A 14,871-nucleotide genomic window follows, 5' to 3' on the forward strand; every position below is an offset into this window, starting at 1 on the left:
CAGCCCGAACGGAGCCACGCCAGCCCGAACGGAGCCACGCCAGCCCGAACGGAGCCACGCCAGCCCGAACGGAGCCGGTGCAGGTGTCTACCTCTTGCCCCAGAGCTGCTCCAGCCGGGCATCGCGCCCGCAGCTCGTGCGGTAGTACTTGTAGCGAATGGGATTCTTCAGGTAGTAGTCCTGGTGGTAATCCTCGGCCGCATAGAAAGGGCCGGCTGGCACGATCTCGGTGACGATAGGTTCCTTGAATGGTTTGGACTTCTCCAGCGCTGCAAGCGATTTTTTGGCCACCGCCATCTGCGAGGCGTCGTGCGTGAAGATCGCCGTGCGGTAGGGGCTGCCCGCGTCGCAGAACTGGCGGTCTTTCGTGGTGGGGTCGATGGTGCGCCAGAATTTTTCCACCAGTGCTTCATAGCTCACTTTGGCGGGGTCGAACACGATCTCCACCGCTTCGGCGTGCCCGGTGCTTTTGCCCGAGACCTGCTGATAGGTGGGGTTGGCCACGGTGCCGCCGATGTAGCCCGAGGTGGTGGACACCACGCCAGGCACCTTGTCGAAATCGGCCTCCACGCACCAGAAGCAGCCACCTGCAAAGGTGGCCTTGGCAGTGGCGGCCTGCGCCTGCGCGGGTGACGCCAGCAGCCACACCAGGGGCAGCAAGGCCGCTGCGAGCCAGCGCTGCGCTTTCATGCTGCTGCCGGCGCAAAACGCAGCGCCACCCCGTTGTTGCAATAGCGCTTGCCGCTGGGCTTGGGGCCGTCGCCGAACACATGGCCCTGGTGACCATCGCAGCGCACGCAGTGGTATTCGGTGCGGGGCAGGATCATCTTGTAGTCCGTGCTGGTGCCCAGCGCGCCGGGCATAGGCGTGTGGAAACTCGGCCAACCGGTGCCGCTCTCGTACTTGGCTTCCGAAGAGAACAGCGGCAGATCACACCCGGCGCAGTGGTAGGTGCCCTTGCGCTTCTCGGCGTTCAGCGCGCTGCTGCCCGGGCGTTCGGTGCCTTCCTCGCGCAATACGTCAAACTGCGCCGGCGTCAGGCGCTTCTTCCATTCGGCGGCAGACAGTTTCCATGGGTCGGCCGCAGCCAGCGCGCTGGCCACGGGTACAGCGGCCTGGGAGCCCAGGCCAAGGAGCGAAAGCAGTTTCATGGTGTGGCGGCGGTTCATGGTGGGCAGGGGTTTCATGCAGGTGAGTCGGGCCAGATGGTCAAACCTTACAGCGGCTTGAGCACCATCGCCACCACCAGTCCGCTGGGCGTCACGGTGATGGTGCCGGGCTGCATGCCCATGGCATCCAGCGGAGCCAGGTCCTTGGGCTCCAGGCGGTGCAACACCACCTCTTTCAGTGTTTCGTCGGCCAGGGCGGGGGCGTAGGTGTTGAGCAGCGCCACCACGCCCGGTTGCAGGCTGGGGAATTTCAGTCTGGACAGGCGCAACTGGTGCGCGCGCAAGGTGCGATCGCTCGCCTCGTAGCGCAAGCCGAAGTCCACATCAAAACTGCCCTGGTGGCTGCGGTTCAGCGCCGGGCCGGCCGCTTCCACCGGCATCTCGGCTCGCAGGCGGTTTTCGTCGGGCAGCATCTGCAGCCGGGGCGTGTTCACATCCAGGGTCAACAGCCCCTGTACCGGGTAGCGCCGGGGAAACCGCTGGCCCAGGGCTTCCTGCATTTGCGCGGTGGACACGCGGTAGCCCGCCGCCCAGGCGCCCCGCGTGATGCCCAGCGTTGCCCAGATGCCCAGCGCGTGGATGAGGAGAGATCTGCGTTGCATAGACCGGTTGGACGGGATTTTGCGCCGCAGGTTCTGCTTCAACCGTCTCCAGGCGTCTCTATTTGTAGAACGCTTCCACCGTGCCCTTGAGTTTGATGGTGAGCGGATTGCCCTTGCGGTCCAGCGTCTTGCCGGCGGGCACCTTCACCCAGCCTTCACTCACGCAGTATTCCGTCACGTCGAAACGCTCCTTGCCATTGAAGCGAATGCCGATGTCGTGTTCGAACACGGCAGCCACATGGTGCGGGCTGCGCGGGTCGATGGCCAGGTGGTCGGGCAGGGGAGGTCGATGGGGGCTGGATGTGGATTCGTCGCTCATGGCGGGCATTGTCCGTCAGTTCACCCAGGGTTCACCCGCCCAGGCCGGCAAACACGTTCTGCACGTCTTCGTTGGCATCCAGCGCCGCCAGAAAGGCCTCCACCTCTTCCAGCTGTTCCGCACTCAGGCTACCGGGGTCGATGGGATTCTTTGGCCTGTAGCCCAGCCTGGAAGACAACACCGTAAAGCCCTGCGCCGGAAGGGCACGGCTCACCAGATCCAGATCGGTCGGATCGGTCAGAAACACCGTGGTGCCTTCCTCATCGCCCAGGTGAAAGTCCTGGGCGCCCGCCTCGATGGCCGCCACCTCGGCATCGGCATCCTTGGCGGCGGGTTCCGCTTCGATCATGCCCACGTGGTCGAAGTCCCAAGATACCGAGCCCGACGTGCCCAGCTGCCCCTTGCGGAACAGCACCCGCATGTCGGAAGCCGCGCGGTTCACGTTGTCGGTCAGGCACTCCACCATCACCGGCACGCGGTGCGGCGCGAAGCCTTCGTAGATCACATGGTCGAAATGCACCGTCTCGCCCGTGAGTCCCGCGCCTTTCTTGATGGCGCGGTCCAGCGTGTCCTTGGGCATGGACACCTTGCGCGCCTGCTCCACCACCAGTCGCAGGCGCGCATTGGCCGCCGGGTCTGCCCCGTGGCGCGCCGCGATCATGATGTCTTTGGCCAGCTTGCCGAACAGCCGGCCCTTGGCGTTCGCCGCGAGGTCCTTGTGCTTGGCTTTCCATTGCGCGCCCATGGTGTGTTCCTTTGTTGTCTGCTCTTTCGGGGCAGCAAGCATAGCGCTAGCATGCGGCTTTCCATCTTTTTGCCAATGAGAGATTCGCACCATGGAAACGCATGAACTGCACCGAGGCCGCCTCATCGACCACATCCAGCTCGTGGTGAGAGATCTTCCCGCCAGCCAGGCTTTTTACACCGCCATCTTCAAAGTGCTCGGCATCCCCATGGGCGGCACAGGCCCCGGCTTCTTCTGGGCCGACGAACTTTTCGTCTCCATACCAGACAGCGAAGCCGCACAAGGTGAACCCACCGGCCGTCACCACCTGGCCTTCCAGGCCAAAGACCGGGCCATGGTCGACGCCTTCCACCAGGCCGCCCTGGCCGCGGGCGGCAAGGACAATGGCGCACCGGGCATCCGCAAGTACCACCCCGGCTACTACGCCGCCTTCGTCATCGACCCCGACGGGAACAACATCGAGGCGGTGTTCCATGGGGAGGCCAAGCGAAGTGCCGACTCCGTGGTGGTGTCGTTCTGAAACATTCATCGGAGCTTGTCTTCCCGTCACCATGCAGAGCCCAGCCACACCCGAACTCCAAGTCATCCTGGTCCTCACGGCGCCACCACCGGGCGTCCTGTTTGCCGTGCAGATCGGGCGCGACGGCTTGCTGCAACCGTATTCATCGACGGCAGCGTTCCTATCGTTTGCCTTTACCTTGAGCCTCGGCCCACCACAGGCGGATGGATCGTTCAACTTCCGTGGTCCGTTTGCACAAGGTACGCCGGCCGACCGCTTTGTCTATGTGAATTCCGGCAACTACGCAGGTCAGGAGAACTGCCCGTGGGAACGCCGGGCCAAAATCAAGCTGGCTGGCATCCCCCGGCACCTGGTGGAGACCGCAGCAGGCGATGCCAACTCCGCCATCGAGGGTCGCATTCTCGGTACGGCCAAAGATGGCGGGCCGGTGTGTGCGAGCGTTCCTCCACAAGCGATCAACTGGCACCTGGTGACTCGCTTCCAGTGCGCCGGGTGATGCTTTCGACGAACGCGTGTCGATCTGGCCGCCTCCCGTTCGTCGAGGGGATACGGGGTGCTCACAGGTGGGCACGTCGGATGGTGTTTAACCCAACAGGAGTACAGACATGTCCTACATAGATGGTTTCGTGATTGCGGTCCCCACTGCCCACAAGCAGAAGTTCATCGAGCACGCGCGCCAGTTCGACCCCATGTTCATCGAGTTGGGCGCCATCCGGGTGATCGAAGCTTGGGGCGACGACGTTCCTGATGGCAAGGTCACCGACTTTCGCCGCGCCGTGCAGGCCAAGGCCGAGGAGACGGTGGCCTTTTCGTGGGTCGAGTGGCCAGACAAGGCCACGCGCGACGCGGCCATGAAAAAGATGATGGAAGACCCCCGCATGGACCCGACCAATCCCGCCAACCCGCCCATGCCCTTTGACGGCAAACGCATGATCTTCGGCGGCTTCGAACAAGTGGTCGAAGTGAAGGCTTGAGTGACGGGACACCCTGGGACGCTTCTGCTTCTGCTTCTGCTGCAACATCAGCGTCCCACCGGCGGGCTGCGTCGACCCCCATGCCTTCTTCGCCTGCCACATGGACCGCAGCGGAGACATGCTGTAGGGCCGCGTCACCAACGAGTTGACGGAGACGCACTGGCCAGCAGGTGACACATCGTCGACGACCTGCGCACGGGCGTCCATAAGCTCAAGGGCGCCACGCCGGACGGCGCGCTCCTCGGAAGCTGCAAGCTCGCCACCGGGGTGGACCGGCTGAACCGGATCAACCAGACGCTTTACGTCGCCGAATGCAACGCATCCGCCTGGCCGTTACGCCGGCAAACGCCTCGCCAGCTCCCCATCGCTGCTGAACGTGATCAACAACCGTTGTGTGGCGCGGGTGGCCGCCACATACAAAATGCGCGCTTCCGTTCTCGCGTCCTTCCCATCCGCTGGCAGGTGCCCCACACCCGGCAGCGCCACCACAGGAAACTCGAGGCCTTTGCTGACCATCGTCGTCATGACGTTTCAGGATGGTGGTGCGGCCCTGCGCCTGCACACCCACGCTCTTGAAGCTGAACTGCCGCGAGCGTGCCCGCTCGTAGATGCTTTGCGCGTCGTCGTACAGCAGGAGCAGGCTGTTGGTGTTTGGGTCCACCATCTGCGTGACCAGTTTGAGCCATTCGGGCGCAAAGTCGTGGCCCTCGTCAATCAGCACCGCCTGGTATTGCCCGCCGGGAATCTGCCGCCGCTCCACGCCTCGAATCACGTTGTCCACCATTTGCTCGAACATCTTCGGGCCTTGTGGCGGAATGGGCTGCCCGAAAGCCACCAGTTGCTGGCGGCACCACTTGTGGAAGTTGCGGGCGTGTACGCGGTCTGAAAGCCCCTTGGCTTCCATCACGCTCGCCAGCTTCAAGGCCAGTGGCACGTTGTAGCAAAGGATCAGAATCGGCTTGCTCGTGGGCGCGCTCGCCCTGGCCAGGTACTCGGCGCGGTAGCCCAGAATCATTGTCTTGCCCGAGCCCGCCACACCGTGAATGACGCGGTGCCCATCGCCCAGCGAGCGGGCCAACTGCTCCTGTTGCAGGTCCATCACCCGCATGATGGTGGGCAGGTCCGCCTCCGCGTCCTGGTCGTCAAACAAGGAGCCCTGCGGCTCCACGCGCACCTGTGGAAACATGATCCAGCGCACGCGGTCGAGCTGGGGCAAAGACAGGGCGCCGCCAAACGAATGCACAAACATGGCCCACAGCCGCTGCTGGAAGCGTTCGGCATCCACCGACTCTTCCATCTCGTCCTTGCAGATCACGTGGTGCGGCTCCATGGCCTCGCCCAGTCCGGCATCGTCAAACTGCTTGCGCGTGATTCGCGTCAACACCACGCCATGGCCCCAAGGAAACGCCAGCTTGCCCTGGTACGGACCCTCGCCCTGCACCAACTGCGGATCGCGCTCCAGTGCATTCACCACCTGCAGCGCGCAGTGGCGCGCCTGAGCCAACGGGTTCGTCAGCACCTTGGGCTTGCCGTTGACCAGAATCGTCCAGTACTGCCTGGTGGCTTCCTGAATCGTGTCCAGGTGCCAGTCCTTGGTGTGTGTCGCCTCCCCAGCGGTGATGCTCGAGAGACATCATTGCGCATCTGTGCCGGGAATGTGCGATGGCTGGCGTGATTTTTTTCCTGAAGTCGGGGGTGGTGGACCTGTCCAGAGGGATGGAGGTTGCGCAGCGCCAGTTGACGTTCAGTCTTCGCGCCTCATCGTCCACCCTGGAATCGACAGCGCAGCGCGACGAGCGTTGAAGCTGATGGCAGCTCTGAGGCGTCTTGCCGTCAGACCGGGCCCACGTATTCACCACGCGCCGGGTAGTCCTTGGCAATCGCGAAGTCGATGGCGCCGAGCAAATCCTGGAACGCGGGCCGTGCGAAGGGCATGGTTTGTACCGCGCCGTAGTACAGCGTGCCGTCGGGCTTCACCAGGAACACGCCTGGCTCGCTGAAGAGGGCAGGTTCTTCGATGCCGATGGAGGTGGTGCCGCGCGAGGTGCTGAGGTAAAGGCCCCACTGGCGGGCATTGGCCAGACCCAGCCCGTAGCCAAATTTCACCGCCTGCGCGTTCACCTTGGTCGCCATGGCCTGGGCGCGCTCGGCGTCGTCGCTGCTGGCCGCCATCATGGCCACGCCGCGTTGGTTGAACTCGGGCGCCAGGCGCTCCAGCTCAAGCAGGTACTTGGCGCAGATGGGGCAATGCAGCCCGCGGTAGAACACGATCAGGTCGAAGCGCTCGGGCGGCTCGGCACCCAGCACGAATCGACCGCCACCCACGAGGGGCAGGGCAAGGGCGGGAACCGGTTGGCGCGGCACAAGGGCAGTGGCGGTCATGGGGAAGTCCTTTGGAGGTTCGTACAAATCGTATCTGCTTCGCGTCGGTATCTGTCTCGCGTCCGTCAGGGCGCCAGCATCACGCGCAGCGATTGGCCGTTGGCCAGTGAGGCGCAGGCGCCCCCCACCATGGGCGACAGGCGCTCGATGCGGTCGGGCAGCGGCATCACATCGCCCAGTTCGGTCCAGCGGCCTGGCGCGTCCCAGCGCAGCGCGTGCAGTGCGCGCAGGGTCATGTCGGGCACCACCACGGTGGGGCGCTGTCCTTGCACCTGCACGATCACCGCCAGCGACTGTTCGATGGCACCCATGCGGTGGTTCGACACATCGAGCGCACGCGCGTACGGCACCAGCAAAGGCGGACGGTAGTGCAGCAGCTGCAGTTCCCCGCCGATGTGGGGGGTAAGCACCATGGCCAGGTCGAGTCGCCCATCGGCGTCGAAATCGTCCACCCCCACCGGGTTGAGCCAGCGAAAAGTCGAGCCGGCAAAGGCGCTGCGCGCACGCTCCACCATGGCAGGCCCGTTGGCCGTGTGCTCGATGCCCAGGACCACGAGCGATGCGCCCTTCAGTGTGTCGGCCTCGACCAGCAAGATCTCCTCGCTGCCATCGCGGTCGATGTCGACGATGCGAGGCACGCGGTCTTCGTACACCCGGTGCAGCGGCAGGTGCGACTCGATCACCTGCCACGACCCCGAGCGCGAGCGGACCAGCGCATGCACGCTGGCCGCGTGTGTGGGCGAACCCAGCGCGCGGTGCGGGTAGCGCAGTGTCGGCGACCCGAGCCAGGCCCAGGCCACGTCCTGCCGGCCTGCTGCGATCTGGCTATCGGACAGGCGTTGCGCGGTCTGCCCGGGCAGCGGCTGCTGTGCATGCGCAGTGCTCGCCTCGCGGTGGCATGCCTGTGCCTGGGGCGCAACCGTCAGGCCCATGGGGCTCGCATCAAGAGGCAGCGAGAAAGCCATCAGGAACACCCAGAAACAGGCACCGAGGGTGAGAGGTTCGCGTTCGCATTGTTGCGAGCACTGGTGCGGTTGAGTTGCAGCGGGCATGGACGTTCGTCGTGTCTGAGCGCCCAACCTTACGCGACGGCGACGGCGACGGCGACCGCAACGCCTGCCGAGCGGCTCATCGCGGCCATCGTGGAGCCCATGGAGCTGCCAGCCGGATCGGTCGCACTCAGTCTTCCAGCACGCGCACCTTCACACTTTTGCCCTTGATGCGCCCGGCGTTCAGCCGGCTGGCGGCCTGTTGGGCGATTTCGCGGTTCACCGCCACATAGGTGGACCATTCGTTCACGTTGATCTTGCCCACCTGCTCGCGGGTGTAGCCCAGGTCGGCGGTGAGTGCGCCCAGCACGTCGCCGGGGCGGATCTTTTCCTTGCGCCCGCCCTGGATGTGCAGCGTCACCATGGGCGGCACCAGGGGTTCGCTGCTCGCGGCTTTCAGCTCGCTCACCGGGTGCCAGTCCGATTCGCGTCCTTGCAGTTGTTCGATCTTGCCGACGCTGCCCATTTCGTCCAGGCTGGCCAGGTTCAGGGCCAGGCCGCTCTCGCCCGCGCGGCCGGTGCGGCCAATGCGGTGGATGTGCACCTCTGGGTCGGGTGTCACATCCACGTTGATGACGGCGGCCAGGCTGGCAATGTCGAGCCCGCGCGCTGCCACGTCGGTGGCCACCAGCACGGAGCAGCTGCGGTTGGCAAAACGCACCAGCACCTGGTCTCGCTCGCGCTGTTCCAGTTCGCCAAACAGTGCCAGCGCGCTGATGCCTTGCGCCTGCAGCACCGCCACCAGGTCGCGGCACTGCGCCTTGGTGTTGCAGAAGGCGAGCGTGCTCGCTGGCCGAAAGTGAGCCAGCAGCTTGCTCACGGTGTCCAGGCGCTGGTTTTCCGTCACTTCATACCAGCGCTGCTCAATCTGCGCACCCGCGTGCTGTGCTTCCACCTTCACGGTGAGTGGCTCGCGCATGAACTGCGCGCTCAGCCTGGCAATGCTTTCGGGATACGTGGCGGAAAACAGCAGGGTCTGCCGGTCTTTCGGGCACTGCTTCGCCACGGTGACGATGTCGTCGAAGAACCCCATGTCAAGCATGCGGTCGGCTTCGTCGAGCACCAGGGTGTTGAGGGCGTCCAGCGTCAGGCTGGCGCGTTCCAGGTGGTCCATGATGCGGCCCGGCGTGCCCACCACGATGTGGGCGCCGTGCTCCAGCGTGGCCAGCTGCCCGCGCAGCGGCACGCCGCCGCAGAGCGTCACCACCTTGATGTTGTCTTCGGCCCGCGCCAGGCGGCGGATCTCGGTGGTCACCTGGTCGGCGAGTTCGCGCGTTGGGCAGAGCACCAGTGTCTGCACGGCAAAGCGTCGCGGGTTCAGGTTGGCCAGCAACGTCAGGGCGAAGGCGGCGGTCTTGCCGCTGCCGGTCTTGGCCTGGGCAATGAGGTCTTTGCCCAGCAAGGCGGGCGGCAATGCGGCGGCCTGGATCGGCGTCATTTCGCCATAGCCGAGCCGCTGCAGGTTGGCCAGGGTGGCCGGGGAAAGTGGAAGGGAGGCGAAGGCGGTCGGGGAGGCGGTGGTCATCCCCGATTATCGAGGGTGAAGTAGAAGGTGGCGCCTTGGTCGAGTTCGGCCTGCACCCAAACGCGGCCGCCATGGCGCGCCGCGATGCGTTGCACGATGCTCAGGCCAATGCCGGTGCCCTTGAATTCGGTCTCGCTGTGCAGCCGGCGAAACGGGCTGAACAGCTGGTCGGCGTGGGCCATGTCAAATCCGCAGCCGTTGTCGCGCACAAAGAAGACCGGGTGGCCGTCTTTCAGTTCCTGCCCCACTTCGATGCGGGTGACCTCGCGCTTGGCGCAAAATTTCCAGGCGTTGCGCAGCAAGTTGTCGAGCACGCTGCGCACCAGCACCGGGTCGCCATGCGCGGTGAGACCGGGAGCGACCCTCACGTCGGCCATGCGTTCGGGCTCGGTCTCCATCTGCTGCGAAAGGATTTCGGAGGCCATTTCGCTCAGGTCCACATCGCTCAGCTGGGGCGTCACCGTCGATAGCCTGGACAGGTTCAGGAGCGCGTCGATGAGGTTGCCCATCTGCGTGCTTTTGGCGGCAATGCGCGCCAGCAGCTTGGCACCTTCGTCGCCCAGCGCGTTGCGGTGTTCTTCGAGCAGGATGTTGCTGAGGCCCGAGATGGAGCGGATGGGAGAGCGCAAGTCGTGCGCCACGGAGTAGCTGAAGGTTTCCAGCTCCTTGAGGCTCTCGCGCAGTTCGCTGGTGCGTTCGTTCACCAGGTGTTCCAGGCCTTCGTTGAGCCGCTGCAGTCGAATTTCTGCGTGCTTGCGCGCAGAAATGTCCTGAACAATGCCGCTGACGCGGTGCTGGGACGTGGGCCTGGCGTCGACCTTGATCCAGCGTGTGAGCCGTGTCTCGCTGAGCAGGCGGAACTCTTCGCTGAACTGCTTCAGCGGCGCCAGTGCCTCGCGGAATTTCGCTTCCACGTTCGGGCGATCCTTCTCGTCCACGCCTGCCAGAAAGTCCGTCAGCGTCAGGGGCTGACCGGCATCCCGTCCCAGCAAGGAGGCGGCTTGTGTGCTGACCGTCATGGCGTTCGTGACCGTGTCCATCTCCAGCACCCCCATGCTGGCCGCATCCAGTGCCTGCTGCAGCAGGCGCTTGTTCTCCACCAGGGCCTCTTCCACGGCACGCCGCTCCAGTGCCATCTGGATGGTGGCGTGGAGTTCGCGTTCGGAGAAGGGCTTGATCAGGTAACCGTAGGGACTGGTCTTGCGCGCACGCTCCAGGGTGGAGTCTTCCGAATAGGCGGTGAGGTAGATCACCGGCACCGGGTTGTCTTCCTTGAGGCGGGCCGCAACGTCGATGCCGTCCATGTCGCCCTCGATGTGGATGTCCATCAGCACCAGATCGGGGTTGGTCTGCAGGATCAGGTCCAGGCTTTCCTGGCCGGAGACCGCCACGGCGGGCACGTCGTAGCCGAGCTGCGCGAGGCGTTGTTGCAGATTGAAGGCGACGATGCTTTCGTCTTCGACGATCAGGATGCGGGCGGGTGCTTTCATATGTCTTCCCTGAGCTGGAACCGCAGCGAGAAGCGCGTTGGATTTTCTCGCTGGATATCGAGCACGCCGTGAAGCTGCCGCGTCAAAAGCTGCACCAGTTGCAGACCGAGCGAGCCGGTCCGAAGGAGGTCCAGATCTTCGGGTATGCGCTTGCCGTCATTGCTGATGGACAGCTCAACCAGGTTGTTCGCATCGTGCCGGATGTCAACGTCAATCGTGCCGCTTTGCTGCTCCGAAAAGCCGTGCTTGAGTGCGTTGCTCACCAGCTCGTTGACGATCAGGCCGCAAGGGATGGCTTCGTTGATGGGCAGGCTCACTTCGTGGGCGTGGATGCGAATCCTGACCAGGCTGGAGACAGAGCCGTATGCCTCGGTGAGCCGGGGCAGCAGTTCGTCCAGGAACCGCTGGAAATCCACCCGGGCGAAGTTCTGCGACTGGTAGAGCGTCTGGTGAATGAGCGACATGGAGCGGATGCGGTTCTGGCTGTCGCGCAACATGCCGGCCACCGCCTGGTCCTCGGTCTTGAGCGCCTGCAGATCCAGCAGGCTGTGGATGACCTGCAAGTTGTTCTTCACGCGGTGGTGCACTTCCCGGAGCAGCAGTTCCTTTTGCTGCAAGGCGTCCTGGATCCGCTTTTCGCTCTGCTTGCGCTCGCTCAGGTCCAGAATCACCGAGAGCACCATGGGGCCCTCGCCGGTCTGCACGGGGTTGATGCCGATCTCCACCGGAAACTCGCTGCCGTCCTTGCGCAGCCCGCTCAGGTCGCGGCCTGCGCCCATAGGCCGGGCGTTCGTCTCGGCCAGAAAGCCACTGCGGTAGGTGGGATGCACGCCGTGGTAACGCGAAGGAATCAGCTTTTCCACGGTGTGGCCGATCAGCTCTTCGCTGCTGTAGCCAAAAGTGGTCTCCGCCAACTGGTTCAAGCGCGTGATTTCGCCGCGCTGGTTGACCACGATCATGGCCACCGGAATGCGATCGAACGCCTGCCCCAGATATTCATCCAGTTGAATCCTCTTCTCCGCCATACCGGGCATCGTATTCGGAATCCTGTCGGCGCGGTGCAGCTTCCTGCTGCCTTTCCAGTAGTCCAGGACGAAAAGCCCACGCTTGTTGAAAAGGGCGTTCAGTCCTTCATCAATTCTTGCAGTTCGATGGCACTGAATCCCGCAGCCAGTCGCGCAGACTCGTTGAACGGTGCGCGCAGGCGTGGCGCGCTGAACTGGCGCGCCAGCGCGCGGTAGTGCGCCACCGGCTCCAGGCCGCGTTGGGCGCAAAGCCACCCATACCAGCGGTTGCCCACCCCCACGTGCCCGATCTCATCGCGCAGGATCACGTCCAGGATCTCCACCGCGCGCTGTGCCTCGGGCGTGCCCACCTTGCGCAGGCGTGCCTGCATCGGCGGGGTGGCGTCCAGGCCCCGGGCTTCCAGCGTGCGCGGCACCAGGGCCATGCGCGCCACCACGTCGTGCTGCGTCCTCACGCACATTTCCCACAGGCTGTTGTGGGCGGCGAAGTCGCCGTAGTCGTGCCCCATGCCTTGCAGGTGGGTGCGCAGCAGGTTGAAATGGATGGCTTCCTCGTGGGCCACGCGCAGCCAGTCGGCGTAGAACTCGGCGGGCATGCCGGGAAAGCGCCAGACGGCGTCGAGCGCGAGGTTGATCGCGTTGAACTCGATGTGCGTGACCGCGTGCAGCAGCATGGCCAGGCCACCGGGGGTGAATGGCGAACGTTGCGAAACGTCTTTCGGCGGCAGCAGTGCCGGGCGATCCGGGCGCCCTGGCAGGGCGGTGCCTGGGGCTGGCGCCAGGTGTTCAGTCGTGTCCAGGTGGGTGTGGCCGGCCTGCTCGTGCTGGAACAGCGCATGGGTGGCGGCCACCTTGTGAGCGGGGTCGCTCAGAAGCAGCGCCTGCAACGCTTGCGCACGCAGGGAAGGCGGAGACAGGTGCGTGGGGCCTTGCATCCCTACAATTCTAGGTTTCGCGAACGGAGACTCCCCAGATGGCAATTTACGAACTTGATGGCACGGCGCCTCGCGTAGCGGATTCGGCCTGGGTGGCCGACAGCGCGCAGGTCATGGGAAGTGTGGTGCTGGCCGAGAACAGCAGCGTGTGGTTTGGCGCCGTGCTGCGGGGCGACACCGAAACCATCACCGTGGGCGCCGGCAGCAACATACAGGATGGCAGCGTGCTGCACGCCGATGTGGGCTACCCCATGACCCTGGGCCACCACGTGACGGTGGGGCACCAGGTGATGCTGCACGGCTGCACCATCGGCGACGAATCGCTCATCGGCATTGGTGCCACGGTGCTCAACGGCGCAAAGATCGGCAGGAACTGCCTGGTGGGCGCAGGCTCGCTGGTGACCGAGGGGAAGGAGTTTCCCGACGGCAGCATGATCCTGGGCAGCCCCGCCAAGGTGGTGCGCGCGCTCACGCCCGAACAGATCGAAGGCCTGCGCCGCAGCGCGGAGCACTACATCGAGAACGCCGAGCGCTACCGCAAGGGCTTGAAAAAGATCGTCTGACCCCGATGTGCAACGATTCGATTTTTCTGAAGGAAACGCTTGTCCGAACTCCACAAATTCGTCTTTGAGGGCCTGCCGGTGCGGGGCATGCTGGTGCGCCTGACGGACGCCTGGCAGGAGATCTTGCAGCGCCACCGCGATGGCGGTGGCTATCCCACGGCTGTCACGGAGCTGCTCGGCGAAATGACGGCGGCGGCCACGCTGATGCAGGCCAATATCAAGTTCAATGGCGCGCTGATCATGCAGATCATGGGCGACGGGCCGGTGAAGCTGGCCGTGGCAGAGGTGCAGCCCGACCTGAGCCTGCGCGCCACCGCCACGGTGGTGGGCGAGGTGGCGGTCGACGCGCCGCTCTCCCACATGGTCAATGTGACCAACCAGGGCCGTTGCGCCATCACACTCGACCCCAAGGACCGCCTGCCCGGCCAGCAACCCTACCAGGGCGTGGTGCCGCTGTTTGGGGATCGGCGTGAGAAGCTGGAAAAGCTGAGTGAGGTGATCGAGCACTACATGCTGCAAAGCGAGCAGCTCGACACGAGGCTGGTGCTCGCGGCCAATGAGCACATGGCCGCTGGCCTGCTCATTCAGCGCCTGCCGCTGCAGGGCGTCACCAACCTCTCTGGCGTTTCGCACCAGCGCGACGAAGACCAGATCGGACACAACGAAGACTACAACCGCATCGCCATCCTGGCGGCCAGCCTCCAGCGCGAAGAGTTGCTGAGCCTGGACGCCGACACCATCCTGCACCGCCTTTTCTGGGAAGAAGACCTGCGCCGCTTCGAGCCGCTCACGGGCGTGCAGGGACCGCGGTTTGCCTGCACCTGCTCACGCGAACGCGTGGGCAACATGCTGCGCGGCCTGGGGCGCGACGAAGTGGAGTCCATCCTGTCCGAGCAAGGGCAGGTGGAGGTGGGGTGCGAGTTCTGCGGTGCGCAATACAGGTTTGATCCGGTGGACGCAGCACAGGTGTTTCTGCAGCCAGCACAGCAACCGCCATCCTCCGATCAGAAGCAATGACCTTCTGCCGAGCGGGCTGAGGTTCTACCCTCCCGTGCGCGCCGAGCTTGTCCCCCGTTCGGGCTGAGCTTGTCCCTCCCTTGCGCGCCGAGCTTGTCCCCCGTTCGGGCTGAGCTTGTCCCTCCCGTTCGCCGTGAGCTTGTCCCCCGTTCGGGCTGAGCTTGTCCCTCCCGTTCGCCGTGAGCTTGTCCCTCCCCCCGTTCGCCCTGAACTTGTCCCTCCCCCCGTTCGCCCTGAACTTGTCCCCCCCGTTCGCCCTGAGCTTGTCGAAGGGCTCACCCACACCTGGGCGTGGCTTCGACAAGCTCAGCCCGAACGGGGGAGCGGCTATGCTCAAACGGGGGAGCGGCTAAACCCAAACGGGGGAGAAGCTCAGCCCGAACGGGGGAGAAGCTCAGCCCGAACGGGGGAGCGGCTAAGCCCAAACGGCGGAGCGGCTAAGCCCAAACGGCGGAGCGGCTAAGCCCAAACGGCGGAGCGGCTAAGCCCGAACGGGGGAGAGGCTCAGCCCGAACGGGGGAGCGGCTAAGCCCAAACGGGGGAGAAGCTCAGCCCG

Annotated in this window: 16 protein-coding genes and 1 pseudogene; 5 read left to right on the top strand and 12 right to left on the bottom strand. The window is 64.7% G+C overall.

Annotated features, from left to right (window positions below):
* Nucleotides 1-87: 87 nt before the first annotated feature.
* From msrA to AB7F11_RS14370, 5 genes are read right to left on the bottom strand one after another with little or no spacing between them, the layout of a single operon-like run.
* Entirely contained in the window at nt 88-690 is a 603-nt protein-coding gene (gene msrA / locus AB7F11_RS14350) for a peptide-methionine (S)-S-oxide reductase MsrA (protein ID WP_428288995.1), read from the bottom strand.
* Nucleotides 687-1,169: a peptide-methionine (R)-S-oxide reductase MsrB gene (msrB, locus tag AB7F11_RS14355; RefSeq protein ID WP_428289021.1), complete on the bottom strand. Its 483-nt coding sequence runs from the start codon at nt 1,167-1,169 to the stop codon at nt 687-689. Before msrB ends, msrA begins: the two co-directional genes overlap by 4 nt.
* A 47-nt stretch (nt 1,170-1,216) precedes the next feature.
* Nucleotides 1,217-1,771: a DUF1439 domain-containing protein gene (locus AB7F11_RS14360; RefSeq protein WP_428288996.1), complete on the bottom strand. Its 555-nt coding sequence runs from the start codon at nt 1,769-1,771 to the stop codon at nt 1,217-1,219.
* 58 nt (nt 1,772-1,829) lie between these two features.
* Nucleotides 1,830-2,090 carry a DUF3297 family protein gene (locus AB7F11_RS14365; RefSeq protein WP_428288997.1) on the bottom strand — a complete coding sequence of 87 codons (261 nt, stop codon included), beginning with the start codon at nt 2,088-2,090 and terminating at the stop codon, nt 1,830-1,832.
* 31 nt (nt 2,091-2,121) lie between these two features.
* Entirely contained in the window at nt 2,122-2,835 is a 714-nt protein-coding gene (locus AB7F11_RS14370; RefSeq protein ID WP_428288998.1) for a YebC/PmpR family DNA-binding transcriptional regulator, read from the bottom strand.
* 91 nt (nt 2,836-2,926) lie between these two features.
* On the opposite strand from AB7F11_RS14370, the gene AB7F11_RS14375 reads away from it, so the two are divergent.
* The 3 genes from AB7F11_RS14375 to AB7F11_RS14385 all read left to right on the top strand — a co-directional run bounded on the left by AB7F11_RS14375 (nt 2,927) and on the right by AB7F11_RS14385 (nt 4,329).
* Nucleotides 2,927-3,355: a VOC family protein gene (locus tag AB7F11_RS14375; protein WP_428288999.1), complete on the top strand. Its 429-nt coding sequence runs from the start codon at nt 2,927-2,929 to the stop codon at nt 3,353-3,355.
* Nucleotides 3,356-3,386: 31 nt separating this feature from the next.
* A complete protein-coding gene (locus AB7F11_RS14380; protein WP_428289000.1) occupies nt 3,387-3,851 on the top strand; it encodes a DUF5990 family protein in 465 nt (154 codons plus the stop codon).
* Between the two features lie 109 nt (nt 3,852-3,960).
* Nucleotides 3,961-4,329: a DUF1428 domain-containing protein gene (locus AB7F11_RS14385; RefSeq protein ID WP_428289001.1), complete on the top strand. Its 369-nt coding sequence runs from the start codon at nt 3,961-3,963 to the stop codon at nt 4,327-4,329.
* A 333-nt stretch (nt 4,330-4,662) separates the two neighbouring features.
* Here the strand turns inward: AB7F11_RS14385 and AB7F11_RS14390 are convergent.
* The 7 genes and pseudogenes from AB7F11_RS14390 to AB7F11_RS14420 all read right to left on the bottom strand — a co-directional run.
* A pseudogene (locus AB7F11_RS14390) lies at nt 4,663-5,926 on the bottom strand (3'-5' exonuclease); the annotation flags it as partial.
* A 236-nt stretch (nt 5,927-6,162) separates the two neighbouring features.
* On the bottom strand, nt 6,163-6,711 hold the full coding sequence (locus AB7F11_RS14395) for a peroxiredoxin-like family protein (RefSeq protein ID WP_428289002.1): 549 nt from the start codon (nt 6,709-6,711) through the stop codon (nt 6,163-6,165).
* 65 nt (nt 6,712-6,776) lie between these two features.
* Nucleotides 6,777-7,763, bottom strand: coding sequence for a hypothetical protein (locus tag AB7F11_RS14400; RefSeq protein ID WP_428289003.1), 987 nt, complete (start codon nt 7,761-7,763; stop codon nt 6,777-6,779).
* 127 nt (nt 7,764-7,890) lie between these two features.
* On the bottom strand, nt 7,891-9,285 hold the full coding sequence (gene dbpA / locus AB7F11_RS14405) for an ATP-dependent RNA helicase DbpA (protein WP_428289004.1): 1,395 nt from the start codon (nt 9,283-9,285) through the stop codon (nt 7,891-7,893).
* Nucleotides 9,282-10,775, bottom strand: coding sequence for a sensor histidine kinase (locus AB7F11_RS14410; protein WP_428289005.1), 1,494 nt, complete (start codon nt 10,773-10,775; stop codon nt 9,282-9,284). The genes dbpA and AB7F11_RS14410 overlap by 4 nt, the downstream gene beginning before the upstream one ends.
* Complete coding sequence (locus AB7F11_RS14415) at nt 10,772-11,800, bottom strand: sensor histidine kinase (protein WP_428289006.1); 1,029 nt, start codon at nt 11,798-11,800, stop codon at nt 10,772-10,774. Before AB7F11_RS14415 ends, AB7F11_RS14410 begins: the two co-directional genes overlap by 4 nt.
* A gap of 98 nt (nt 11,801-11,898) precedes the next feature.
* Nucleotides 11,899-12,735 (bottom strand): ferritin-like domain-containing protein, encoded by an 837-nt coding sequence (locus AB7F11_RS14420; RefSeq protein ID WP_428289007.1) that lies wholly within the window; start codon nt 12,733-12,735, stop codon nt 11,899-11,901.
* A gap of 38 nt (nt 12,736-12,773) precedes the next feature.
* Between AB7F11_RS14420 and AB7F11_RS14425 the strand changes: the two genes are divergently transcribed.
* Together AB7F11_RS14425 and AB7F11_RS14430 are read left to right on the top strand one after the other, a co-directional pair.
* Nucleotides 12,774-13,298 carry a gamma carbonic anhydrase family protein gene (locus AB7F11_RS14425; RefSeq protein WP_428289008.1) on the top strand — a complete coding sequence of 175 codons (525 nt, stop codon included), beginning with the start codon at nt 12,774-12,776 and terminating at the stop codon, nt 13,296-13,298.
* 39 nt (nt 13,299-13,337) lie between these two features.
* Nucleotides 13,338-14,315 (top strand): Hsp33 family molecular chaperone HslO, encoded by a 978-nt coding sequence (locus AB7F11_RS14430; protein ID WP_428289009.1) that lies wholly within the window; start codon nt 13,338-13,340, stop codon nt 14,313-14,315.
* Nucleotides 14,316-14,871 lie beyond the last annotated feature (556 nt).

Origin of the sequence: Hydrogenophaga sp. (assembly GCF_050250835.1) — a bacterium.
Taxonomy (GTDB): Bacteria; Pseudomonadota; Gammaproteobacteria; order Burkholderiales; family Burkholderiaceae_C; genus Hydrogenophaga.